This is a genomic window from Empedobacter sp. R132-2, assembly GCF_030324375.1.
Lineage (GTDB): Bacteria > Bacteroidota > Bacteroidia > Flavobacteriales > Weeksellaceae > Empedobacter > Empedobacter falsenii_B.
In genome coordinates, this window is sequence record NZ_JACAGG010000011.1 from 29,290 (window position 1) to 55,174 (window position 25,885).

Here is a 25,885-nt window from a genome sequence, read left to right on the forward strand (position 1 = left end):
ATGTTTATACAATCAGTAAAACTGTTTCTTTTAATTTTTCGGCTTGTTTTGAATAAATAAAAATCTCAAAATCGGTTTGTATTTTTTCTTCAAAACTTTGTTTCATTTGTTGATAGGAAACTGCTTTTGGACTTTCTTTCAAGTATTGAATAAAATCAACCAACCATTCGCTAATCTCTTTGTCTACAACAATTTCAAGATAATCTTGTTTGGTATGAAATTGTAAAACTGCATTCTCAAAAGTTTTTCCTTTTTTTGTTTTCGTTACAAATTCTATTTGTGGTCTACCTCCTAACCAAACTACTTTTTGCGTTGGTTTATACATTACAAAAGTTTCATTATTCAAAACTGTTTCGATATAATTTGGTTGAATTGACGTTCTCGGAACTTTAAAATCAAACCACTCATTCAGCGACAACTCAAAACCAACACCGTGCATATAGTTAAACAATGATTTCTTTAATCCATACGAGAACTGATCATGAATTAAACCTGATTTTTCCTCGTGAATCATATCATTATTCGCAAAAGTTCCTAATTCGGTGCTATGATTAATTACTTCATATTTTTCTGGGTTCAACCCAACTGGGCTATGCGCTGTCATCGCAAATTGATGCCAAAATCCTGATTGAAGAATTCCTAATTCGAACATTTGACGCACCATTTCCAAACTATCAATCGTTTCTTGCTTTGTTTGTGTCGGAAAACCATACATCAAATATGCATGTACCATAATTCCAGCTTCGGTAAAATTTCGATTTACAACCGCAACTTGCTCCACTGTTACACCTTTATCAATCAATTTCAACAATCGATCCGAAGCTACTTCCAAACCTCCAGAAACCGCAATACAGCCCGAAGCTTTTAGTAATCGACATAAATCGTATGTAAAACTTTTCTCGAATCTTATATTTGTCCACCACGTTACGGTCAATTTTCTTCGAAGAATTTCTAACGCAACTTCTCGCATTAATGCTGGTGGAGCTGCTTCATCAACAAAATGAAAACCTGTATTTTGAGTTGTTTCAATCAACTCTTCCATTCTGTCCACAATTTGTTTTGCTGCAATCGGTTCATAAATTTTGATATAATCTAACGAAATATCGCAAAACGTACATTTTCCCCAATAACAACCATGCGCCATTGTCAGCTTATTCCAACGCCCATCACTCCACAAACGATGCATTGGATTAACCACTTCGATGACAGAAATATATTGATCTAATTTGATATCCGTATAATCTGGCGTTCCAACTTCGCTAAATTTATAATCTCGAATAGTTTGATTATTGATATAAGAAACTTGATGATTTTGAAGGGTAAAAGTTCTTTTCAAATCAGAAATTTCAACTTCTTGATTGATGTATTTTATCAACTGTTCAGTTGGTGCTTCACCATCATCTAATGTAATAAAATCGAAAAACTCAAATACTCGAGGATCGCTTAAAGAACGTAATTCCGTATTTGGAAAACCTCCGCCCATATCCACCACAATTTCAGGATAATTTGTCTTGATATATTGCGCACAACGAAAAGCCGAATATAAATTCCCTGGAAAAGGAACCGAAAAACCAATCATTTTTGGATTCGTTTTCTGAATTAATTTTTCTAATTCCGAAAGTGTAATTTTATCAATATAAGTTGGATCTTTTTGTAATTCTTGATACAATTCATCAAAAGAATTTGCTGATCTTCCCAAACGTTCAGCATAACGAGAAAAACCAAAATTTTCATCAACCGCTTCAATAATTAAATCCGATAAATCTTCTAAATATAAAGTTGCTAAATGTTTCGCTTTATCTTGAAAAGACATCGAACCAAAGGCCCATTCCAAATCTTCAACCTCCGCAAAACGAGAAGCTTCTGGTAAATATCCATCTTGAATAATTGAATCAGCTAAGGTCGAATTTTTTCCTTGTAGAAATCGGATAACAGGATCAATAGTTGCGATATATTCATCGCTTAACATCACCATTCTTTTACTATTATCACCTAATTCAATTTCTTGATTTTGAATAAATTCAAATAAATCAATTAAACCTTTTCTTGAGAATAATTGTAAGATGACATCTAAACCTAAATCAGCTTGAAAAGTTGAATATGAAAGTGTGTTTAGAAATCCTTTTAAATAAACTGTTCCAGGATATGGTGTATTTAATTGCGTAAAAGGTGGTGTGATTAATAAAAGATCCGTTTTCAATCGTTGAAATTTGTTGCAAAAATACGGATTGAAAAAAAATAATTTTAGATTTTTATCAATTATTTTTCAGTTTTATCAGTGGTTCTAAACGGCATCGTTTCAATTTTGAAACTCCCCTCAATCACAGCTTTTTCGAGATTAAGAATTCCTTTCAACGATTCATAATCTACTTTATCTGCATCGTCAGTTGGTTTGTGATAATCGTCGTGACCGCCTGTATGGAAAAATAAAACTGGAATATCTTTCTCATAAAACGAAGTTTGATCCGAACCACCTCTACCTTCATAACCTGTATAAAATTTGACAAAATCAGTCGGATTAATTTCATTAAAAATTGTTTCAAAAGTTGGAGAAGTTCCATAACCTATAATCGAAACACCTGATTCTTTGTTCAAACGACCAATCATATCCATGTTCAACATCCAATGCACTTTCGATAAATCATACGTTGGGTGTTTCACAAAATAACGTGAACCAACCAAACCTAATTCCTCTGCACCAAAAGCAATAAATAAAAAATTAACAGGTTCTGTCATTTTATTTTTACTGTAAAATCTTGCTAATTCTAACAAACCAGCAACGCCAGAAGCGTTATCATCAGCACCATTGTGAATCATTCCATAGCTATCTTTCGCCAAAGAACTACCTTGCTTTCCTTCTCCCAAATGATCGTAATGCGCACCAATCACAATCGTTTTTTCCGCTTTATTATCTAAAAAAGCAATCACATTTTTTGCAGAACGAATACTGTCAACAACTTTTACTTTTTTTACTTTTGCCTCAAATCCTTGAAAATAGCCATCTTCTCCTAAAGGTTGAAGTTTATATTTTTTGAATTCTTTCACAATATATTTTGCAGCTTTCAAATTTTCTTCACTTCCAGTCCCTCTTCCTTTCATTTTATCATCAGCCAAAAAATAAACGTGTTTTTTAAGGTTTTTTACTTCAATTTCTTGCGCAAAAGACTTGGTTCCTACAACCAAAGATAAGATGATAACTATTTTTTTCATATTCAATTTCGACTAAGTATACGTCTAACAAAAATAGAAAAATAATCAAGAATATAGATGAGTAGGATAATTTTAGAAATTTAATTTCGCTTATTATCACTGAAAATCAGGGTGAATAATTCAATAATTGTTAAATTTCAAAAACTTTTTTAAAAATTGATGCAACATTCAAAAACTTGCTGCGTCTATACAATAGAAACAACAATGAAACCTTGAAAATTTTGGAGAAAGAAAATTTTTCAATAAATGATAAACAACTATTAGATTGGTGCGAATCTGGTGTAGAGGCTGGTTATACTCAGCTCTATCATCGCTATTCGAAATCAGTTTACAATTCTGTTTATCGTTTGGTGACAGAAGTTTCTGATGCGGAAGATTTGACACAAGAAATTTTTATTTCACTTTTTTCTGATATTCAAAAGTTGAAAAGCATCGAGAATTTAGGAGCTTGGTTCAGTAGAGTTGCGATTAATAAATCGATTTCACATTTACGAAAAAATAAAGTTTATTTTTCTGATGTTGATGGAGCAAATATTATTGATGACAGTGAAGAAAGTTTGGAAGAAAAACAAATATTGGATGGTAAAATTGAAGAATTGCAACAAGCGATTGAAGAATTACCTACTGATACAAGAACAATTGTGAATCTATTTCTGTTCGAAGACATGCCGCAAGAAGACATTGCTCAACTTTTGGGATTGAGCCACAACACGGTGAGAAGTAAATATCATCGTGCAAAAAAGAAAATTTACGAAACCTTACAACAAACCGTTTGCAATGAATGATTCTTTAAAAAAACATATCAAAAAAAACAGAGAAGCCTTTGAAAACAAAGAACCTTCTGCAGAATTATGGAAAAGAATTCAGGCTGAGATTCCTAAACAGGAAGAAAAAACGTTGGTAATTGAACAACCTAAGAAATGGAGAATTCAGAATTGGAGTATTGCTGCTTCTGCGCTTGTTCTATTGAGTGTTGGTGGATATTTTTTCTTGAAAAATGATCAAGTAAATTCGCCAAAAACAATTGAAGTTGTTAAGGAAAAACAGGTTAAAAAAGTAGAAGAAGTTCAACCAGAAATTGTTTATCCAACTGAAATTAAAACTGAACAAAATGAAAAAGAAATTCAGTTTGTAAGAATTACGAAAGAGAAAAAAGTTGAAAAAGTTGTTCAAGCAAAAGAAGAATTAATTGGTATAGATGAAAACCTTAAAAATGAAATTTTAAGTTCATTAAACGATCAAGAATCAACAAGTAATCGTATTAATGCAATTGCAAAAATAGCTGATTTACCAAGTATTGATCACAATTTAAAAAAGAGTTTATACAACTTAGCTTTAAATGACAACAATACAATTGTGCGACTAAATGCACTCGAAGCACTTGCTTCAAAATTACCTAAATCGGACGTTTCAAAAGAGTTAACAGACATTTTTATGAAGCAAGATGATCCGATGGTACAAATGGAATTAATAGGAATGATAGCGCATATCAATAACGATCAAATCGATTTGAAATTAACAAATAAATTACAAGAAATGGTTTTGGATCCTACAACAAAACCGTTTGTGAAAGACGAAGCGTACGCGGTTCTTTTTAGAAAATAATAATTAACAAAAAATCAAAAAATGATAAGAAAAATATTTTTGGTAGCTGCATCTTTTATGATGATGTCTACGTACACTTTTGCGCAAAACGAATCGAAAAGTGCGAATGAAGATAATTCGAAAACGTACAAATTAGCTGTAAGTAAAGGAAAACTGAACCTTGATCTTGGACGAGTTACAGTCGAAGGTTACAATGGAAACGAAATTGTTTTTTCTACTAAAACAAGATCGCGAGATAATGACGAAAGAGCAAAAGGATTGCGCTCAATCAACTCATTAGGACTTGAAGACAACACTGAATTAGGAATAAATGTTGTAGAAAAAAATGGTGTAATCGAAGTAAAACAACTTCAACAAATGACACCTCCAAACATCAAAATATTGGTTCCGAAAGGTGTAACAATTTCATTTAATCATCAATCTCAATTTGGAAGTACCATTACGTTCAAAAATATTGAAAATGAAGTTGAAGCAACTGCAAGCTACAACAATATTGTATTAGAGAATGTAACGGGTCCTGCAACAATCAACACGATTTATGGTTCTATCGATGCTAAATTTAGTCAAAATGTAAAAGGTCCTTTGTCGCTTGTGTCGATCTATGGTCACGTGGATGCTTCGATTCCGAAATCTTCTAAAGCAAATGTAAAATTAACAACTTCGTTTGGTGATATTTTGATTGCACCTGAATTATCGTTAAAATTAGAAACAGTTGATAAATCATCTGAAATGATAAAAATTAACAATCAAGCAACAGGAACGTTAAATGGTGGTGGAACAAGTTTCCTTTTCAGATCAGATTACAGTAAAATATATTTGAGAGCGTTATGAGAACAGTAATTTTATCTTTAGCAATGGGCTTATTGGCAAATTTATCAATCGCTCAAACAAAAATTCAGAAGAGTTTTTCAGTTGAAAAAGGGCAAGAATTAACATTAAAATTTGATTATCCACAAATCGTTAAAATCACAACATGGAAACAAAACGAAGTGAGTATCTCTGGAAATGTTAATATCAATAATGGTAAAAATGACTCGAATTTCAACTTAACTGAAAGCAAAAACAGTCAAGGAAAAACCATCGAAGGTAAAGTTGTAAAACTAGAAGATATTCCACATCATGTGACAGCGACTTTTGGTAGTGAGAAAAAACAATTTCAAACCAAAGAGGACTATCAAAAATATATTGATGCAAATGACATTAAATCCTCTTCGGTTTCTACAGGTGTACAAATGGATATTACATTGGAAATCAAAGTTCCTGAACATATGAAAACGACTATCGAATCAACGTATGGAACAATTGAAGTTATCAATTTTGATGCACCGATTATTGCACAATCAACATATGGAAGTGTAGATGCAACAATGAATGCAAAACAAATTGGAGAAATAAAAGTGGAAACTTTTTTTGGGAAGATGTACACGAATCTAGATTTTGCAATCAAAACTATAAAATCAGATAATTTTCATTCTGTAATTGCAGCAAACGTAGGTAAACAGCCATTGCAAGAATTTTCTTCGAAATATGGAAATGTCTATTTAAGAAAGTAAATAGTAGATAAATTATAACATTTTTTGAAAACACAATTGAGGATTCTCAGTTGTGTTTTTCTTTTAGAAAAGATTATTTTTGATAAAAATTAAGCCTTGAATCATTTATTTAAAGTTGCCCTAAATTGGATTAAGAAAGAGCCTCAAACAGATTCTTCAACCAGAATTTATACAAAAAGTCATTACATTTCGATTGAAGGAAAACCTGATTTAGAAGTTTCTGCTGCGAAAACTTTCAAAGGTGATCCAAACTTATACAATCCAGAAGATTTGCTTTTGAGTAGTTTGACCTCTTGTCACATGATGTCGTATTTATATTGTTGTACACAACATAAAATCGAAGTAATTTCTTACCAAGATCATTCGGAGGCCACATTGCAAGTGAATCCTGATGGAAGTGGAAAAATTATAAAAGTAGATTTATTTCCTGAAATCATTATTTCTAATTCATCACAAATCGAGTTGGCGCTTTCACTTCATAAAAAAGCAAACGAATTGTGTTTTATTGCGAATTCGTGCAATTTCCCTGTTTATCATCACCCAAAATGTAACGCAAAATAAAACCGAACTAAACTCGGTTTTAATAATTTATTTTATTTCTGTTATAATTTCTCTTTTAAGAATTGAGCTGTGTAGGACTCTTTTACTTTGACAATCTCTTCTGGCGTACCTTCGGCAACCAAATAACCGCCTTTCTTCCCTCCTTCTGGACCAAGATCAATCACCCAATCGGCAACTTTGATAATATCCATATTATGTTCGATTACAAAAACCGAATGTCCCAAATCAATCAAAGCACGTAATGCTTTAATCAACTTCTGAATATCATGGAAATGCAGACCTGTAGAAGGCTCATCAAAAATAAACAAGGTTTTATTTGTCGTTTCTCCTTTCGTCAAGAAAAAAGCCAGCTTCACACGTTGTGCCTCTCCACCAGAAAGCGTATTCGACGATTGCCCAAGTTTTACATAACCCAAACCAACATCTTGTAATGGTTTCAGCTTTTCGACAATTTTATTTTGTTGATGCGTTGCAAAAAAGTCAATTGCTTCATCAATTGTTAGATTTAAAATATCTGAAATCGATTTTCCTTCGAATTTAACTTCTAAGATTTCTTTCTTGAAACGTTCGCCATGGCAATCTTCACAAACCAGCTCTACATCAGCCATAAACTGCATTTCGATGGTAATTGTCCCTTCTCCTTTACATGCATCACAACGTCCGCCATCTACATTAAACGAAAAATGTTTTGGTTGAAATCCCATCACTTTACTCGCTTTCTGATTGGCAAATAAATTTCGGATATCATCGTAAGCTTTTACATACGTCACAGGATTAGAACGCGAAGATTTCCCGATTGGATTTTGATCGATTAACTCAATTCCTTCCAATTGTTTCAGATCTCCAACTAACTCATCAAAATCACCGATTTTATTTCCAAAAATCTCGAAATGACGCTGAACAGCTGGTGCTAAAATATCTTTCATTAAGGTAGATTTCCCTGAACCCGAAACACCTGTAATAACGGTTAATTCGTTCAGAGGAAATTTAACATCAATATTTTTTAGATTATTTTCTCTTGCTCCAATAATTTTCAGATAATTAGGAGATTTCAAACGTTTTTTAGGAACTTCAATCTCTAATTTTCCGTTTAAATATTTCGACGTTAATGTATCACCTTTTAATAATTCATCATAGGTTCCTTCAAAAACTACTTCACCTCCATTTGTTCCCGCTTCTGGACCAATATCGATGATATAATCGGCAGCTTTCATAATGTCTTCATCATGTTCTACCACAATCACTGTATTGCCTAAATCGCGTAAACGATGTAAAATCGTAATAAATTTAGCTGTATCACGCGAATGTAAACCAATCGAAGGCTCGTCTAACACATACATCGAACCAACCAAACTACTTCCCAAAGAAGTTGCTAAATTGATACGTTGAGATTCTCCTCCAGACAAGGTATTCGAAGCACGATTTAGCGTTAAATATTCTAAACCAACATCTAACAAAAACGTTAAACGCGACTTAATCTCATATATAATTCGACCCGCAATTTGCTGATCATATTCGTTAAATGTAATACTTGTAAAGAAATCATTCAACTCATTCAAAGGTAAATCAACCAAATCATTAATCGATTTATCCGCAATTTTCACGTAATTCGTTTCCTTACGCAAACGCTTTCCTTTACAAGTTGGACAAGTTGTTTTACCACGATAACGAGACAACATTACACGATATTGAATTTTGTATGTATTCTCCTCAACCATTTTAAAAAAACCATCCAATCCTTCCCAGTCGTTATCTCCGTGCCACAAATAGTCTTTTTGCTCTTCGGATAATTCAAAATAAGGTTTATGAATTGGAAAATCTACTTTTTGAGAAAGTTTGATAAAATGATTTTTCCACTCGCCCATTTTCTCGCCTTTCCAAGCTACAACCGCATCTTCGTAGATTGACAACGATTTATTTGGAACGACAAGATTTTCCTCAACTCCAATTACTTTCCCGTAACCTTCGCAAGTTGGACAAGCTCCATAAGGATTATTGAAACTAAAGAAATGAATAGTTGGTTCATTAAAAATCAAACCATCTGATTCAAATTTATTTGAGAAATATTTTACCGTATTATCTTCTACATTTACAATCGCTATTTCTCCTTTTCCTTCGAAAAAAGCCGTCTCGATAGAATCTGCCAAACGATGATAAAAAGATTCTTCGTCCTCTGTTGGCAAAGCGATACGATCAATGACAAGATGAATATCATTTTCGGGTTGAGGTTCAAAATTAAATGAAATTAAATCTTCAATTTTCACTTGATTTCCATCGACACTCAAACGTGTAAACCCTTGCTGTTGAAGAATATTCAAATGTTCTGCAAACGAACGCTCTTCTGGCACAACCAATTTTATTTGAAGAATAAATTTAGTTTCAGCCACAAAAGTTTTTAGATAATCAATCGCATCCGTTACCGAATCTTTTTGAACTAATTCTCCTGTAATCGGTGAATATGTTTTTCCAATTCGTGCGTACAACAACTTTAGATAATCATAGACTTCTGTCGTTGTTCCAACTGTAGAACGCGGATTTGTAGAATTTACTTTTTGCTGAATCGCTATTGCTGGCGCTATTCCTTTGATATAATCAACTTGAGGCTTATCCAATTTTCCTAAAAACTGACGTGCATAAGACGATAAACTTTCGACATAACGACGCTGACCTTCCGCATACAACGTATCAAAAGCCAAAGTAGATTTCCCAGAACCAGACATCCCAGTAATCACGACTAATTTATTTTTTGGAATCGCTAAATCAATGTTTTTTAAGTTGTGCAATTTTGCACCTTTAATCAGAATAAATTCTTTCGGATCAAGTTGATTGATATCTTTTTTCATCTTGGCACAAAGTTAAGTTATTTTAGAAAGTTAAACTTAATCGCAACAAAAATTAGTCATAAAATATAACGTATAAAAAAGAACAGATTTAGTTAAAATATAAAAGCGCATCAACATGTTGACGCGCTTTTTTCAATAAAAAAATAAAAATTTATTCCTGAAATAATAAATAATTTTCTTCGTTTAACTCTTGATATCCAACATCGTACACATAAAAAATTGTGCCATTTTTTGATTCATCTACATTTGTAATGTACTTAAAATCAAAGTTTCTCAAACTCAATTCGTTTTTATTTACCGAACGAGCTCCTTCTTCTAATAAAGTTTTTAAGATACGATTATTTTTTCTTAATCTGTTGTTAATATTTCGTACAATTTCTACTTTATCACGATTAAGATTATTATTATAAGAATTTCGACAAAAATCGTTACAAAACTTTTTGTCTTTTCGACCAAATAAAGTTTGGTTACATTGAAGACACGTATTCATAAGATAGATTTTAGGTTATTTAAATACAAATATAAAAAAAAGTTAATCAATTTACAAATACTTAACATTATACCCTTTTCTACTTTAAAACGAAAGTATTAAATATTTAGTAAATGTTTATCATCTTATTTATTATTTTTGTTTAAATTTTATTGATTTTGAAAATTCTAAATAAATTACCCGACCCTTTTATTCTGTTTTTATTCGTTGCCATTGTTGTCGCATATTTTTTCCCAGATATTAGTTTGTGGTCTTACAAGGATTTCAATCTGAATACAATAATTGATATTGGAGTTATCTTAGTATTCTTTTTTTATGGATTAAAACTTAATTGGAAAGAAGTTTTTAAAGATTTAGCAAATTGGAAAATGCATGTCTTGATTCAATCCATCACATTTATATTTTTTCCATTATTAGTCTTGTGTTTCTATCCTTTCATAAAAAATTACCCAATTTATTTTACTCTGTATGTCGCAATATTTTATTTAGCCGCGTTACCAAGTACAGTTTCTTCGTCAGTTGTAATGGTTTCTATTGCGAAAGGAAATATACCAAGTGCTATCTTTAACGCAAGTATTTCTGGACTAATAGGTATTGTTGTTACACCGCTTTGGATGAGTTTGTTTTTATCAAAAAGTAATGGTGAATTTGATTTATTAGGAACTTTTTTGGATTTAGTTCTTAAAATTATTTTACCTGTTTTTATCGGAGCTCTTCTTCAACCTTATTTAGGGTTCTTTTACAATAAATATAAAAAGCAATTCGGTAATTTAGATAAACTAACCATTGTACTTATTGTTTACAACAGTTTTAGTCATACTTTTTTGGATGGATTATTTACAAAATTAGGCGTTCTTCCGTTGTTGGCAGTTTTCATAATTGTAGTTGCGTTATTCTTTTTCTTTTTCAAACTTTCAAAATGGATTGGTAAGAAAATGAATTTTAATCGAGAAGATGATATCACAATTCAATTTTGTTCGACTAAAAAATCATTGGTTCATGGCTCGGTAATTGCAGCGGTTATTTTCACGGGAGATATCGGTATTTATTTGATTCCGATTATGCTTTACCACACTTTTCAGTTAATTTATATCAGTTATATCGCCAATCAATATGCTAAAGAAGTTGAATAAAACTTATCGAAGTATTCTTATTTTTCTATTTCAAATTATTTTATTTTCGATACTATTTTCAATAGAAAGCGTTGATGATTTCATCGTCAATCATCTTACATTTCCAATTTCAAGATTTATTGCAAAAATCACGAATTCAGTTCATTTTCCTGTTGGAGAATTGTTTTATTTAATCATTGGAATAATCGGTTTTGTATTGATTTTTAAATTGATTCGAAGTTCTTTCAAATCGAAAGAAAAAATTTCGAATTCAATTTATTGTATTATGATTTTTGTAAACTGCATCTATTTTATTTACACGTTTGCTTGGGGCGTGATGTACAAAAAAGAAACGTTAACTATTGACAAAGAAAAAATCGTTATTCAACCTAAAATTCTGAAAGAAATCTATTGCTACGAGCTTGATAAAGCAATATCAGCAAGAAATTTAATCGAACATAATGATTCGACAACAACGATAAAATTCAAATCTAATTTAAAAGATTATAATCAAGAATTTTTTGCTTTACAACACCAAGTAAATAATGTAAAATGGTTAAAAAATTATCGATTATTAAAAGATACACAATACAAATTATCTTGGATTTCGGAAATGCAAAATTATATGGGTATTTTGGGATACTATAACCCTTTTACGGCAGAAGCAAATCTGAACAGATACAATACAAATTTGAAACAACCTGCAACACTTTTCCACGAATATGGACACCAAATGGGATTTGCATCAGAAAGTGAAGCTAATTTTTTAGCTTATTATTTAGGTACAAAATCTAGAAATCCTGAAATTAATTATTCGTTTTATTATAAAAGTATTTATACGCTTTTAGGTGCTATTTACAAATCTGATCCGTATTTTGTGAAAATGGAATTGGATAATATGCATTCTAAAATAAAGCAAGACAGAAAAGCCGAATTAAAACATTATTTGAAATATGAAGGTGTTACGAGCGATACTTTTTCTGAGTTAAATAATCAGTTTTTGAAGGCTAATAATCAAGAAGGAACTATAAGTTATAGCAAATATGTCGAATTGATTTATTTGTTATATCAGACAAAAAAAGCAACGAATTAATCGTTGCTTTTATATTATTGTTAAAGTTCTAAATCATTTAAAATTAATTTTTCCACCAGCTAATTTTTTCTGATTACGTTGCGTTGGATTACCATAAATATCAATCACTCCTCCTGCTCTAGTTTTTGCATCTACAGATTTCTCCGCTCTCGCTTCTATTACTCCTCCTGCATTTGTTGTTAAACTTGCTGTATCAGAATTTAATGTTTTCGAATAATATTTCCCTCCAGAATTTGCAATTACAGTCTGAAATTCAGTATCACCAGTTAAAATTACTTCAGCACCAGAATTTATTTTGACTTCTAATTTTGATGTTTCGATTGGTAATTTGATAGATGAACCTTCGTTAGATGTCAAATACAATGCTTGTGATTTTACAACATCATCAGAATAAATGCGAGAACCTTGACTTGCCTGAATTTCGTATAATGATTTGTAATAAACCTTAACCGTTGCTTCTCCTCCTTGCATCAATTTGGTTCCTGTCATTTTCAATTTCAGTTCACCTTTGTTATTTTCAACTTGAACATCGCTCGCATTAACTCCATCTATTTTTACTAAGTTTTCGTTCGAAGAAATTAACTCAACCGGAATTTTATCATAAACTTTTAAGATATTAAAATCTCCAACATTTATCTCTTCTTGCGCAAACGCAAAAGTTGAACAAAATATAGCGGCTGCTGACAATACGATATTTTTCATAAAAAAAGTTTTCTAATTTGATTTGAAATTACACAAAATTTAAACCAAAAAAGAAAACTTAAGTTATTTTTAAGATATATTGTAAGAATTATTTCGCTCCTTCAGCTGTTAATTCTGCAATACGTACAATAATTTCTGTTGCTTTTTCCATAGATTCTACTGGTACATATTCGTAAGGTCCGTGGAAATTGTGACCTCCAGCAAAGATATTAGGACAAGGTAATCCCATAAAAGATAAACGAGCACCGTCTGTACCACCACGAATTGGTTTGATATTTGGTGTAACTCCACAGTCTTTCAAAGCTTGTTCTGCGATTTCAACTGATTGAAATTTCTCTTTTACTTTTTCAATCATATTAAAATATTGATCAGAAACTTCTGCTGTAATTACTTCATGATCAAAGCGCTCTTGAATATCAGCAGCAATTTGTAAAAATAAAGCTTTACGCGCTTCATATTGCTCCATATCGTGGTCACGGATAATGTAAACCATTTTTGCTTCAGATACATTTCCTGTAATTTTAGCTAAATGAAAGAATCCTTCGCGACCATCAGTTAATTCAGGAACTTCGTCGTTTGGTAATTGTGCAGCAAACTCCATTGCAATATTAGATGCATTAATCATCTTATCTTTCGCATAACCTGGGTGAACAGATTTACCTTTGATTGTCACAATACCAGATGCAGCATTAAAGTTTTCGTACTCTAATTCTCCAATTTCAGAACCATCCATTGTATACCCCCATTCAGCTCCAAATTTCTCTACATTAAAAAAATCTGCTCCACGACCAACTTCTTCGTCAGGTGTAAATCCAATAGCGATACGTCCATGTTTAATTTCTGGATGAGCAATCAAATATTCTGCAGCTGTTACAATTTCAGCAACACCAGCTTTATCATCAGCACCTAATAATGTTGTACCATCAGTTGTAATGATTGTTTGACCTTTATATTGAGATAATTCAGGGAATTCGTTTGGTGATAAAATCATTGATTCGTTCAATTTGATATCTCCACCATCGTAATTTTCCCAAATTTGAGGTTGTACATTTTCTCCAGAAAAATCTGGCGATGTATCCATATGAGAAACAAAACCAATAGTAGGCACTTCGTGATCAACTGTAGAAGGAACATATCCAAAAACATACCCGTTTTCATCTATTGAAACATCTTCTAAACCGATTTGTTTTAACTCTTCAACCAAATAATTTGCTAAATCCCATTGACGGTCTGTACTTGGAAATTTATCTAAAAAAGCTTCACTTTCAGTGTAAGTTTTAACATATTTCAAAAAGCGTGTTACCAACTTTTCTCTCCATTCTGTTTGCATTGCGTTTTAATTTTTGTCAAAATTACTAAATTATCTACCTTTAAGGCGCAAATAAACCAAAAAAATGAGTGAGCTAACTTTTAAAATTATTGAATGTCCACGTGATGCGATGCAAGGACGCAAAGATTTTATACCAACTGACAAGAAAATTGATTACTTAAATCGTTTATTGACTGTTGGTTTTGAAGCGATAGATTGTGGAAGTTTTGTTTCGCCAAAAGCGATTCCACAGATGGCGGATACGAAAGAAGTTTTAGATAATATTGATAAAACCAATTCAAAATCGAAATTGTCTGTTGTTGTTGCCAATAAAAGTGGCGCAATAAAAGCTGCTGAACACGAAAAAGTTGATATTATTGGATTTCCTTTTTCTATTTCAGAGAATTTTCAGCAATTCAACACGAATAAAAGTCGTGAAGAAGCATTTGAAATGGTGAAAGAAATCAACCAAATTGCAAATGATAATGGTAAACATATGTTAATTTATTTATCGATGGCGTTTGGAAATCCTTATGGAGAAACTTGGAATGAAGAAATCGTAAAAGAATGGTCGAAAAAAATGGCTGATATCGGAATTTCTTCAATCAATTTATCAGATACAATTGGCGTTGCAGACGAAAAAACAATTGTTGATTTGTTTCAAAATTTGATTCCTCATTATCCAGAAATTGAATTTGGCGCACATTTTCATACCGTTTATACCGAATGGCATTCCAAAGTACAAGCCGCTTATGATAATGGTTGTCGTCGTTTTGATGGCGCTATAAAAGGTTTGGGCGGATGTCCAATGTCAAAAAGTGATATGGTCGGAAATATGCCAACTGAGAAGTTAATTAGTTTCGCAAATGAGCACAAAGAAAAACATGGTTTGAATCTTTTTGATTTCGAATCTGCTTGGAATGTTTCTTTGCGTACATTTGGCTTAGTTTAATCTTAACAATAAACTAAAAAATCAATTCTTTTGTTAAAGGAAATTAAAATATGTTGGACTTTAACAAAAAAAGTTAAATTTGCTCATCGGTAAGTTTTTTTATCGAGCTTAGAATATTAAAATGAAATTAAAGTATATGAAATTTAAATCGAGTATGATGTTGCTAATTGCAGCATTATTTACGGTAAATACTTTTGCACAAACAGCAAAACCAACACCAAAACGTCTTGCTAAAGTAGATGGTATAGCTGCTGTTGTCGGAGATCAGATTGTTTTAGAGTCTGATGTAGATCGAGATTATTTAATGTCAAAACAACAAGGGATGCAAGTCGAAGACAAATGTGATTTCCTAAACGACATTATGTTAGACAAAATGTTGGTTGATCGTGCAAAACAAGATACTTTAATCAAAGTGACACAAGATGAGGTAACTCGTCAATTAAATAGCCAAATCGAAGGTTGGATTGCTCAAGCTGGAGGAGAAAAACAAATTTTAGACTATTTCGGATTCCGTACAATGGCGGAAATGAAAAACGAAACTAAATATATCGTTGAAGATAATATTTATGCGCGTAACAAAAGAGAAATGGTTGTAAAAGGTGCTGATGCAACACCAGAAGAAGTTCGTATGTTTTTCGAAAAACACCAAGGTGAATTACCAGACGTGAAAGACGAAGTTTCGATTAGCCATATTGTAACTTATCCTGAAGTTTCACAAGAAAATCAACAAAAGATTATCGATCAATTAAAAGAAATCAAAAAAGAAATTGAAGAAGGTGCCTCTTTTGCAACGAAAGCAATTTTATATTCAGAAGATCCAGGTTCCGCAAGTAACGGAGGTGAATACAAAAAAGTTTCTCGTGGTAAAATGGTAAAAGAGTTTGATGCGGTTGCGTTTAACTTACAAGAAGGTGAAATTTCTGATCCATTCAAAACTGATTTTGGATATCATATTATTAAGTTAGAAAAACGTCGTGGACAAGAATTAGATTTGCGTCATATCTTGATTACGTTGAAACCAACGGAAGAAGAAATAAAAAAGGCTTATAATAAATTAGATTCAATTCGAGTTTTAATTAACGACGGAAAAATGACATTTAAAGATGCTGCATTAAGATTTTCTGATGATAAATACACAAAATTTAACTCAGGAAATATCATGAACCAAAATTCTGGTGACGATCGTTTCGAGAAAATGGCTTTGCCTCTACCAATGTTTACAGCAATTGCAACATTAAATGAAGGAGATATTTCTCAAGTTTTCGAAGATGATTTTGATAACAGAAAAGCTTTAAGAATCTTAAAAATCAATAAATTTTATCCAGAGCATAAAATCAATTATCAAGATGATTACTATAGAATTCAGAAATTTGCGGTTCAAGATAAAGAACGTACATTGTTGATGGATTGGGTAAAACGTCAAGTTGGTGATGCTTACATTAAAATTGGAAAAGAATACCAAAGTTGTAATTTCCCGATCGATTGGGAAAAGAAAAACCAAAAATAATAAAACAAAAAACCTCGAGAAATTCTCGAGGTTTTTTTATGTCTTAAAAATAAATAATCTTATTTCGCAATCGGAACTTGAGAAGGCCAAATTAACTTACTTGGATCAAATCCTACTTTCTTTGCCGAATCAAAAAATCTGTCTTTTACCTTATCCGAAATCTCTTTCTTACGCGATAGAATCCATAACTTTTTATAATCTTCACTTGCAACTAATACATTATTGTAATCTTTATCAAAATCGATTACATATAATTTTTTTGCTAAAATTGGTAAAAACGTTGTCGAGAACAACCCAACATTTTCGATATCTTGTGCTGCAATTCCTTCAATCTTTTCCCACCCTTTTTTCTTCGCATTGTAGCCGCGCACAATCACTTCCAATTGCCCATTTTCTTCGTTCAAATTAAAACGATGCGTCACATTTGTTTGTCCTTTTTGTGCTTTATTTTCCAAACGTGCAATCTCGTACCAACGCCCTAAAAATCCACCTAAATCAAAATTTTGAGCAGGTTTATATTTTACATTTTTCTTATTGTGATTAACGATATATGCTGTTGTCCCTAACGCCAATGCTGCAAGGGCTAATTTCTTAAAATTCATTTTACTAAAACTTAGGTTGCAAATGTATCAATAATATTAAAGTTGAAAAAATATGATTTCAAATTTTGAATTAATTAAACTTTCATTTAACTTTATTAAAATTAATTTTAATATTATTTAACCAAATGAAAAAACTTCCTGTTATATGTCCCAGCTGTGCCGAAGAATTAGCGGTCGAAAAATTAATTTGCAACCATTGCGAAACACAAGTTGTAGGAAACTATGAACTTCCTTTATTTCTGAAACTTACAAATGAAGAACAAGCATTTATTATGCAATTCTTTGTCAACTCAGGAAGTTTAAAAGACATGGCGAAAGAATTTGAAGTCAGCTATCCAACCATGCGAAATAAAGTAGATGATTTGATTAATAAAATAAAAACAATGTCCGATGAATAAAGAATTTTCAGTATCGATGTCGCTATTTTTTAAGGTTACAACTGCTATTTTAATTGTATTATTAATCTTAATTGGAGGAATATTGTTTAAAGAAACAGAAGTATATGTTGCGGTGATTTATGCAATCATTATTTATCCATTGTTTGCGTATTATTATTTAATCTCTTTAAATAAAATTAAAGTTGATTTGAATAATATTTATCTTATTTCAAAAATAAAAACGATAACTATTCCGATAAATGAAATAAAAATTATTACAAGAAAATCTCAAAATAATTTGATAATCGTTGGATGCAGAGGTTTTATGGGTTTGATAGGAAGATCTATGGACAATTATCGATGCAATATAAAAAATCGTACAAAACTTGTTGCTATTGAATTAGAAAATGTAAAATATTTGGTGAGCTGCGATCAGCCAGATGAATTTGTTAACACAATAAATACACTAAAAAATGATAAAGAAACTCCTTAATCCATTTGCATATTTCGATGAAAAAATACTGTTCATTATTGGACTATTTTCGCATTTCCTTTTCACTTATATCGCCAATATTACTGAATCTTTTTTCCCTGATTTTTTAAGCATTAAGAAAAATGGAATTTCTTATTCTTATCTCGATTTGTTGTATCAAAATACGAGAAATTTAGTAATTGCAATCCTCATATTTTACATTTTAGGAAAAATCATCAATAACAGAACACGAATTATAGACATTGTAAACGTTGTTTTAATCTCAAGAATCGCTTATTACATTGTATTCATAACGGATTTTATTCCAATTGTCAACAAAAGTATGGACAAGGTTTTGAAAGGAGTTACAACAAATAATCTCGAAGTTTTGCACGAAGCTCCAACAATGATTGTACTTGTAATTGTAGCTTTTATCGCGATATTTTTCTTGTGTATAATGCTCTATTTTTTATACATAGGTTTCAAAACTGTTACAAACATGAAAAATACAAAACAAGTTTTTGCTTTCATTGCTGTCTTGTTATTCATCATTGTTTCAACTTCAATATTATCATTATTAATACCACAAAAAATATGAAAAAAGTTTTATTTTTCTTTATACTTATTTGTTCTACAGTTTTTGGTCAATCAAAAAATGATTTCACAGAATCAGATATTCAACTTAACAAAAATCAAATTAAATTATTTGGAACATTATGTTTACCTCAAAATGCAAAATCTAAAATACCAATTGTTTTATTAATTTCTGGTTCTGGACCAACAGATAGAAATGGAAACAATAATATGATGATTAATAACTCTTTGAAATATTTAGCTCATAGTTTAGCTGAAAAAGGAATTGCATCTATTCGCTATGACAAAAGAGGAATCGGAGAAAGTTCTATTGCTAATTTGGACGAGTCTAAACTTACATTTGATGATTACGTTGAGGACGCAAGGAATTGGATAACTTTCATAAAAAAAGATAAAAGATTTGGTTCTATTTCAATAGCTGGACACAGCGAAGGTTCATTAATTGGAATGCTTGCATCTTCAAAAAATATCGACAAATTCATCTCGATTTCTGGTGCAGGAGAATCTATTGACCAAATACTTAAGAAACAATTAAATCTACTTCCTGAACAATTAAAAACCGAATCGTATGCTATTATAGATTCTTTGAAAAATGGAAATACTGTAAATAATATTAATCCTAATTTATCTTCATTATTTCGTAAAAGTGTACAACCTTATTTAATTTCTTGGATTAAATATAATCCTGTAAATGAAATCAATAAATTAACTATTCCTTTTTTAGTGATTCAAGGTGATATGGATATTCAAGTTGATACGGAGAACGCTAAAAACCTATCTCCTAAATCTGCTGTTATTATCAAAGGGATGAATCACGTTTTAAAAAATGTTACTTCAAAAGATGATTTATCTTCTTACAACAACCCAGAACTTCCAATAAATATAGAATTAGTAGAAGTCATTTCTAATTTTATCTTCAAAAACTAACTATAAAAGACAAAGCAAATTGCTTTGTCTTTTTATTTAAGAATTAACAAGCTGTTCCTCCTTCAAAATTTATCACTGTAGTTTTTTTTATCAGATTTTCGAGTGATTGTCATTGTTCCATTAGCTAAAACTGAATCAGATTCTACATTTTGTTTAATTATTATTTCTTGATCTACATCAATTTAAAACAATAATTGTATTTCTAAATTTACAATTCTTATTTGTGATTCGTAACAAAGGAGTTTAAAGATTATACAGATTTTTCATAGTATAAAGTTGGTTAGGTTATTTAACAAAGAGCAGAAGAAATTTTGCTCTTTGTTTGTTTTATATTTATAATCATTAAATAATTTATCATGTACTTATATTTTTATTAGTCAACAATTATTCGATTATTTACTTTTTTATTTCCAATTATTGATTGATTAATAAAATTGAAAACTTCGTCTAAATATTGCTTTCTTAATCCAGACCATTCATGTTTTCCTGAATTAGAGAAAATAGCAAAAGATGCCTGACTATATTTTCTATTCAAATCTTCTAAAGTAGCAGAACCATTTAAAGGAAAAAACCCTTGTTGATTATCCAAACAACTTCTGTGTGGCGCATTGTAAGCTGGTACAACATCATCGCTTAAACCATGTACATAAACTGTTGGCAAAACACTCGATTTTGTAACATAACGATTGTCTACAATCGCTCCTGCATAACTTACTAATCCATCAATTTTAACTTGATTGAATTGATTTCCGTACCATAAATCTCTCAAATAATAAGCATTTAGAATAGTCTCCGCTCCTGCACTACTTCCTCCTAAAATTAATTTATTAATCGAGAATTTAAGTTCTTTTGAATTATTTTGAATAAAATTTAGCGCAGTTAAAACATCAAAAGAGGCTTCTTTAAAAATCATCAACTTTTCTTGTTTTGGCAAATCACACCCAAAACCAGCCGAAGAATTTGCCAATAATCTATACGAGATAGAAACAGCTACGAAACCTCTTTCTTGAGCATCTTTCATTCGTTCAATTTCTTCTTTATCCGCTCTTGTTCCTCCTGAAAATCCGCCTCCGTGTACCCAAGCAAATACATTATAGGTTTGATTCTCTTTATAGTTTTTCGGATAATAAATATCAAACGCTAAATTATTTTTTTTATCATATACTATCGTTTTCTGCGCATATGTATAACTTATCATTAAAAATAAGGCAACTAAATATTTCATTTTCTTCTATTTTAAATAAAAATTGCTTGACTTTAACTTCTTACGTTGTCAATTTGTCAAGCAATTTACTATAAATAATTTTCCCTTTAATTATTCTATTTTTTTACGAAATAATGATTGTGCTAATCGAATGTTCTTGCGAATTCACCTCAACAGCTTCTCCTTCTATCCATAAATTATATTGATAAGGTTTATCTGTTTGATTCATCACAACCACCACAACTTTTCCGTCTTTGTTTACAAAAGAAGTCGTCATTAAATCTGAACGATTAGACGATGCTGCAATTCTTTGCGCACCTGGACGAATAAATTTTGAGAATTGACCAATGTAGTAAAACGAATTTGTATACGTAACTTGTCCATTTCTAGTATCACCATGAATTGGTGCAAAACAGAAATTTCCTACGTGATTTGGTCCTCCTTTTTCATCCAACAAAACATTCCAATCTGTCCAAGCAACTGTTCCGGAGTTAAAATCGTTGATCATATTGTAACCATATTTTTCACCCAATGCCCAATTTCCCATTTGATTGTAATCAAATTGTTCTTTACAACCTTCTGTAAAAATTAGATTAACATTCGGGAAAGCTTCGTGAGTTAACGCTACATTATTGAATAAATTCACGCTTCCGTTCCATGTTTCGTACCAGTGAAAACCAACTCCCCAAACATATTTAGCAGCTTCAGGATCATTCAAAATAGTTGAAGCACGCTGGTAAATTAAATCACGGTTATGATCCCACACAATAATTTTTTTGTCTTTTAATCCTTTTTGGTGAAAAGTCGGACCTAAATTATTTTTCAAGAAATCACGTTCTTCTTCAGCTGTATAAATACACGATTCCCATGTTTGCGTTGCCATTGGTTCGTTCTGAATAGAAACTCCCCAAATTGGTAAACCAATTTTCTCATAATTCTCGATAAATTTCACAAAATAGTTAGCCCAAGTTTGGTAATATTCAGGTTTCAAAGAACCTCCTTTTAACATACTGTTATTCGTTTTCATCCAAGCTGGCGGACTCCAAGGACTTGCATATAAACGATAAGCATCTTTCATTTCTGCTTTTGCCATTTTAATCATCGGAATTTTATAATTCAAATCATGTGCAATGTCAAAAGTTTTTAACTCATTATCATTATCTTTTACATACGTGTAACTATCGCTCGAAAAATCACTCGAATTTATTGTTGTTCTAATCAACGAATAACCAATTCCTTCTTTTTCGCTATAATAAGCTTTGATAATTTCTTGTTGCGCTTTCTTTGGCAATTTTGCTAAAACTTCTGCTGAAGCATCTGTGATAGCTCCTCCAATTCCTTCAAATTTTTGGAATTTACGTTTTGGATCAATAAAAATTGCAATATCTGTTTCTTTTGGTTGTGGAAACTTTTTTACAGCTAACTTATCTGTCCATTTTGCGATACGTTGATTCGTATTTTTAGCAGTTGTATATATTTCGATTTTCTTGTTCGAAAGTTTAAAATCTTGCGCATTTACGGCAAAATAATTTAACAATAAAGCTGCAATAAGAGGATATTTCAAATGTGATTTTGTCATAATTATTATTGAATTAAAAATTTGGCTAAAATTGGTAAATGATCTGATGGATATTTGAAATCGTAGAAATCATCAATCGTATTGAAACTTTTACACGTTACTTTTGAATTCTTTTTGTAAAAAATGTAATCTAAAATTTCTGTTCCTTTTACATTGAATTTAAAATCTTCCCATGTAAAATCTGGTCCATAAACCATTTGCGCATTTAGACGAGTATCTAAATATTTGTTTTGAATATATTTAACAGATTCATCGTTTTGATTCATATTAAAATCTCCCATAAAAAATGCTGGAACGTTTTTCTTTTCAGTTAACTTTTGAATTAAATTATCAATCATTTCTAACGATTTTTGACGCGCAATTTTTCCATCATTATCAAAATGTGTATTGATTATCCAAAATGTATTTTTCGTTTTTTTATCTTGAAATAATCCGTAAGTGATAATTCTATAATAAGAAGCATCCCAACCTTTCGACATTTTTTCTGGCGTTTCTGATAACCAAAAAGTATGTTGTTCTAAAACTTTATATTGATCTTTTTTGTAGAAAATAGCAGAATATTCAGCATTTTTATCATCATTTCGAGGAGATCCAATAAAATCTAAACTCGAATTATTTTGTTTGATAAAATCTAACTGAGGAACTTGCGCTTCTTGTACACCAACAAAATCAGCATCATAATACTTGATTAAATCAACCAATTTTTGTTTGCGAATATTCCAATGATTTGCGCCATCATCAACAGACGCTAATCTAATATTGTAAGACATAATTGATAAATTTTGTTGTGCAAAACCTATCATTGTCATGATTAAAACTAAACTTAAACTAATATATTTTTTCATGTGTGTGATGTTAAAAAATTCCAAGTAAGCACAACAATACTTACTTGGATGAGAAATAAATTAAATTTCTAACTAAAACTATAAATGAGGAATTTAATCAACTAAAGTAAAACTTGTTTTAAGCGTTGCGTCTGAATTTCCTCCAACAAAAATGTCGAAATCTCCAGCTTCAGCAACATAATTCATATTGATATCGTGGAATTTTAAATATTCTGGAGTTAATGTAAACGTAATTGTTTTTGTTTCTCCTTTCTTAATCATCACTTTATCAAAACCTTTCAATTCTCGAACTGGACGCGTCACACTTCCTACTAAATCGCGAACATATAATTGTACTACTTCTTCTCCATCGTAGTTTCCTGTATTTTTAACATTTACAGTGACTTTGATTTCATCTTTTCCATTCCTCATCGTTGATTTGTTCAACTTTAAGTTACTATAATCAAACGTTGTATAACTTAAACCATAACCAAATGGATATAAAGGCGAATTCGGAGAATCTGTATAACGAGATTTATATTTTTGCTCCGCATCACTCGCTCCTAAATAAGGTCTACCTGTATTTTTTTGATTGTAATGAATTGGAATTTGACCTACAGAACGAGGAAATGTCATCGGTGTTTTGGCCGAAGGATTGTATTTTCCATACAACACATCTGTAATCGCTAAACCTCCCATTGTTCCTGGATACCATGCGTATAAAATTGCATCCATATTATCATTTTCCCACGAAATTGTCATTGGACGACCAGCCATTAAAACTAAAACAATTGGCTTACCAAGTTTCTTTAATTCTTTTAATAATTCTTTCTGATTTCCTGGTAAATCTATATTTGTTTGAGAAGCAGCTTCACCTGTTTGATTCTCGTTTTCTCCCATAACCGCAACAATTACATCCGAGTTTTTCGCTAAATTAATTGCTTCTTGAAAACCATCAGTTTTAGACGAATTAAGTTCTGTTCCTTGTGCGTAAGTAATTTTTGCATTTTTACCTAAAACATCGTTCAAACCTTCCCAAACAGACCACGCTTTTCCGTATCGATCTCCACGTGCAGCCCAGTTTCCGATGATGTTTTTTTCATCTTTAACTAAAGGTCCAATTACCGCAACTTTTTGAGATTCTTTTAATGGTAAAATTTGTTTATCATTCTTTAATAAAACCATTGATTTACGCGCAACATCACGAGCTTCATTTAAAAACTCTTGTTTCATTACCGTTTCTTTCTCTCGTTTTGCATTTGAATAACGATATGGATCTTCGAAAAGACCTAAATCATATTTAGCTTCTAAAATTCTACGAACCGCAGTATCAATCACATCTTGTTTTACTTTTCCTTCTTTTACCAATTTTGATAAATGATTAAGAAAAGCACCACTCATCATATCCATTTCAATTCCTGCTTCAACCGATTTTAGAGTTGCTTCTTCCAAATCTTTTGCAATTCCATGAGGAACTAATTCCTGAATCGCCGTATAATCTGTTACAACAAACCCTTTATAATTCCACTCTTTACGCAAAATTTGATCGTACAAATATTTACTTGCTGTAGAAGGAACTCCTCCAATTTCGTTGAAAGACGTCATGAAAGATCCAGCACCTGCATCAACAGTCGCTTTGAAAGGCGGCAAAATATAATCTCTTAAGAAACGATCAGAAATTTCTACCGAACCATAATCGCGACCAGCCTGCGCTAAAGCATATCCTGCAAAGTGTTTTGTACACGCTAAAACGGTATTTAAATCATATAAACTTTTACCTTGAAAACCATTAACACGCGCTATTGCAATTTTACTTCCTAAGAAAGTATCTTCACCTGCACCTTCAGAAACACGTCCCCAACGAGGATCAAAACCGATATCAACCATCGGAGCAAAAGTCCAATGAACTCCGCCAGCAGCTGTTTCTTCAGCAGCAATTCGAGCCGATTTTTCAATTGCTTTTAAATCCCAAGAAGAAGCTTCACCAAGTGGAATTGGAAAAATAGTTTCATAACCATGAATTACATCGTATCCAAAAATTAATGGAATTCCAAGACGTGTTTCTTCAACAGCAATTTTTTGTAATTTTTTGGTAATATCTGTTGTCGTAGCGTTAAATACAGACCCCATCATACCTTGTTTCGTGTATTTTATATAATTTTTATCAATTGCAGAGCCTGTAACATCACCTCCATCATAGGTATATTGTACCATCTGACCCACTTTGTCATCAATCGTCATTTGACTCATCACATAATCAATAAACTCTGATTTCGATTTCGATTTATCAAACTTTATTTTTTGCGCATAAGTATTGAATGCTAATCCTAAGAAAGCAATTGAATAAATTAGTTTTTTCATTTTTTTGA

General features: G+C 31.3%; 24 protein-coding genes. 13 read left to right on the plus strand and 11 right to left on the minus strand.

What is annotated here, in order from left to right; translation table 11 throughout:
• Window positions 1-4 precede the first annotated feature (4 nt).
• Both HXZ69_RS07165 and HXZ69_RS07170 read right to left on the minus strand, forming a co-directional pair.
• Window positions 5-2,200, minus strand: coding sequence for a B12-binding domain-containing radical SAM protein (locus tag HXZ69_RS07165; RefSeq protein ID WP_286495488.1), 2,196 nt, complete (start codon window positions 2,198-2,200; stop codon window positions 5-7).
• 59 nt (window positions 2,201-2,259) lie between these two features.
• Complete coding sequence (locus HXZ69_RS07170; RefSeq protein ID WP_286495489.1) at window positions 2,260-3,210, minus strand: M20/M25/M40 family metallo-hydrolase; 951 nt, start codon at window positions 3,208-3,210, stop codon at window positions 2,260-2,262.
• A 176-nt stretch (window positions 3,211-3,386) separates the two neighbouring features.
• On the opposite strand from HXZ69_RS07170, the gene HXZ69_RS07175 reads away from it, so the two are divergent.
• The 5 genes from HXZ69_RS07175 to HXZ69_RS07195 all read left to right on the plus strand — a co-directional run bounded on the left by HXZ69_RS07175 (window position 3,387) and on the right by HXZ69_RS07195 (window position 6,929).
• Window positions 3,387-3,995: an RNA polymerase sigma factor gene (locus tag HXZ69_RS07175; protein WP_286495490.1), complete on the plus strand. Its 609-nt coding sequence runs from the start codon at window positions 3,387-3,389 to the stop codon at window positions 3,993-3,995.
• Window positions 3,988-4,815 carry a hypothetical protein gene (locus tag HXZ69_RS07180; protein ID WP_286473661.1) on the plus strand — a complete coding sequence of 276 codons (828 nt, stop codon included), beginning with the start codon at window positions 3,988-3,990 and terminating at the stop codon, window positions 4,813-4,815. The genes HXZ69_RS07175 and HXZ69_RS07180 overlap by 8 nt, the downstream gene beginning before the upstream one ends.
• 21 nt (window positions 4,816-4,836) lie before the next feature.
• Window positions 4,837-5,646: a DUF4097 family beta strand repeat-containing protein gene (locus HXZ69_RS07185; RefSeq protein WP_286495491.1), complete on the plus strand. Its 810-nt coding sequence runs from the start codon at window positions 4,837-4,839 to the stop codon at window positions 5,644-5,646.
• Window positions 5,643-6,368 (plus strand): hypothetical protein, encoded by a 726-nt coding sequence (locus HXZ69_RS07190; RefSeq protein WP_286495492.1) that lies wholly within the window; start codon window positions 5,643-5,645, stop codon window positions 6,366-6,368. Before HXZ69_RS07185 ends, HXZ69_RS07190 begins: the two co-directional genes overlap by 4 nt.
• Window positions 6,369-6,464: 96 nt before the next feature.
• Window positions 6,465-6,929 (plus strand): OsmC family protein, encoded by a 465-nt coding sequence (locus HXZ69_RS07195; RefSeq protein ID WP_286495493.1) that lies wholly within the window; start codon window positions 6,465-6,467, stop codon window positions 6,927-6,929.
• A 41-nt stretch (window positions 6,930-6,970) separates the two neighbouring features.
• On the opposite strand, the gene uvrA is transcribed toward HXZ69_RS07195, so the two are convergent.
• Together uvrA and HXZ69_RS07205 are read right to left on the minus strand one after the other, a co-directional pair.
• Window positions 6,971-9,772 carry an excinuclease ABC subunit UvrA gene (uvrA, locus tag HXZ69_RS07200; protein WP_125350351.1) on the minus strand — a complete coding sequence of 934 codons (2,802 nt, stop codon included), beginning with the start codon at window positions 9,770-9,772 and terminating at the stop codon, window positions 6,971-6,973.
• Between the two features lie 151 nt (window positions 9,773-9,923).
• Complete coding sequence (locus HXZ69_RS07205) at window positions 9,924-10,262, minus strand: hypothetical protein (RefSeq protein ID WP_038331633.1); 339 nt, start codon at window positions 10,260-10,262, stop codon at window positions 9,924-9,926.
• 158 nt (window positions 10,263-10,420) lie between these two features.
• Between HXZ69_RS07205 and HXZ69_RS07210 the strand changes: the two genes are divergently transcribed.
• Window positions 10,421-11,395 carry a bile acid:sodium symporter family protein gene (locus tag HXZ69_RS07210; protein WP_280045722.1) on the plus strand — a complete coding sequence of 325 codons (975 nt, stop codon included), beginning with the start codon at window positions 10,421-10,423 and terminating at the stop codon, window positions 11,393-11,395.
• On the plus strand, window positions 11,376-12,467 hold the full coding sequence (locus HXZ69_RS07215) for a DUF3810 family protein (RefSeq protein WP_286495494.1): 1,092 nt from the start codon (window positions 11,376-11,378) through the stop codon (window positions 12,465-12,467). The genes HXZ69_RS07210 and HXZ69_RS07215 overlap by 20 nt, the downstream gene beginning before the upstream one ends.
• Before the next feature lie 33 nt (window positions 12,468-12,500).
• Here the strand turns inward: HXZ69_RS07215 and HXZ69_RS07220 are convergent, their stop codons facing one another.
• Complete coding sequence (locus HXZ69_RS07220; RefSeq protein ID WP_038331627.1) at window positions 12,501-13,169, minus strand: head GIN domain-containing protein; 669 nt, start codon at window positions 13,167-13,169, stop codon at window positions 12,501-12,503.
• Between the two features lie 88 nt (window positions 13,170-13,257).
• Entirely contained in the window at window positions 13,258-14,499 is a 1,242-nt protein-coding gene (pepT, locus tag HXZ69_RS07225) for a peptidase T (RefSeq protein WP_115000674.1), read from the minus strand.
• A gap of 64 nt (window positions 14,500-14,563) precedes the next feature.
• Between pepT and HXZ69_RS07230 the strand changes: the two genes are divergently transcribed.
• Window positions 14,564-15,430, plus strand: a complete 867-nt coding sequence (locus tag HXZ69_RS07230; protein ID WP_115000675.1) for a hydroxymethylglutaryl-CoA lyase-like TIM-barrel protein — start codon at window positions 14,564-14,566, stop codon at window positions 15,428-15,430.
• 136 nt (window positions 15,431-15,566) lie between these two features.
• Window positions 15,567-16,937 carry a peptidylprolyl isomerase gene (locus HXZ69_RS07235; RefSeq protein WP_244958045.1) on the plus strand — a complete coding sequence of 457 codons (1,371 nt, stop codon included), beginning with the start codon at window positions 15,567-15,569 and terminating at the stop codon, window positions 16,935-16,937.
• Window positions 16,938-16,996: 59 nt separating this feature from the next.
• On the opposite strand, the gene HXZ69_RS07240 is transcribed toward HXZ69_RS07235, so the two are convergent.
• The gene (locus HXZ69_RS07240) at window positions 16,997-17,539 is read right to left on the minus strand and encodes a lipocalin family protein (protein ID WP_219034590.1); all 543 of its coding nucleotides are present in this window, start codon (window positions 17,537-17,539) and stop codon (window positions 16,997-16,999) included.
• Window positions 17,540-17,664: 125 nt separating this feature from the next.
• Between HXZ69_RS07240 and HXZ69_RS07245 the strand changes: the two genes are divergently transcribed.
• From HXZ69_RS07245 to HXZ69_RS07260, 4 genes are read left to right on the plus strand one after another with little or no spacing between them, the layout of a single operon-like run.
• Window positions 17,665-17,937 (plus strand): DUF2089 family protein, encoded by a 273-nt coding sequence (locus tag HXZ69_RS07245; protein WP_038331614.1) that lies wholly within the window; start codon window positions 17,665-17,667, stop codon window positions 17,935-17,937.
• A complete protein-coding gene (locus HXZ69_RS07250; protein ID WP_286495495.1) occupies window positions 17,930-18,409 on the plus strand; it encodes a PH domain-containing protein in 480 nt (159 codons plus the stop codon). The genes HXZ69_RS07245 and HXZ69_RS07250 overlap by 8 nt, the downstream gene beginning before the upstream one ends.
• Window positions 18,390-18,986, plus strand: coding sequence for a hypothetical protein (locus HXZ69_RS07255; RefSeq protein WP_286495496.1), 597 nt, complete (start codon window positions 18,390-18,392; stop codon window positions 18,984-18,986). Before HXZ69_RS07250 ends, HXZ69_RS07255 begins: the two co-directional genes overlap by 20 nt.
• Entirely contained in the window at window positions 18,983-19,909 is a 927-nt protein-coding gene (locus HXZ69_RS07260; RefSeq protein WP_286495497.1) for an alpha/beta hydrolase, read from the plus strand. Before HXZ69_RS07255 ends, HXZ69_RS07260 begins: the two co-directional genes overlap by 4 nt.
• A gap of 373 nt (window positions 19,910-20,282) precedes the next feature.
• Here HXZ69_RS07260 and HXZ69_RS07265 read toward each other — a convergent pair whose 3' ends face one another.
• The 4 genes from HXZ69_RS07265 to HXZ69_RS07280 form a co-directional block, all read right to left on the minus strand.
• A complete protein-coding gene (locus tag HXZ69_RS07265; RefSeq protein WP_219034585.1) occupies window positions 20,283-21,134 on the minus strand; it encodes a carboxylesterase family protein in 852 nt (283 codons plus the stop codon).
• 103 nt (window positions 21,135-21,237) lie between these two features.
• Entirely contained in the window at window positions 21,238-22,692 is a 1,455-nt protein-coding gene (locus HXZ69_RS07270; protein WP_219034584.1) for a glycoside hydrolase family 30 protein, read from the minus strand.
• Window positions 22,693-22,697: 5 nt separating this feature from the next.
• Window positions 22,698-23,537, minus strand: a complete 840-nt coding sequence (locus tag HXZ69_RS07275) for an endonuclease/exonuclease/phosphatase family protein (protein WP_221855166.1) — start codon at window positions 23,535-23,537, stop codon at window positions 22,698-22,700.
• A 93-nt stretch (window positions 23,538-23,630) separates the two neighbouring features.
• Window positions 23,631-25,877, minus strand: a complete 2,247-nt coding sequence (locus HXZ69_RS07280) for a glycoside hydrolase family 3 N-terminal domain-containing protein (RefSeq protein WP_286495498.1) — start codon at window positions 25,875-25,877, stop codon at window positions 23,631-23,633.
• Between the last annotated feature and the right edge of the window lie 8 nt (window positions 25,878-25,885).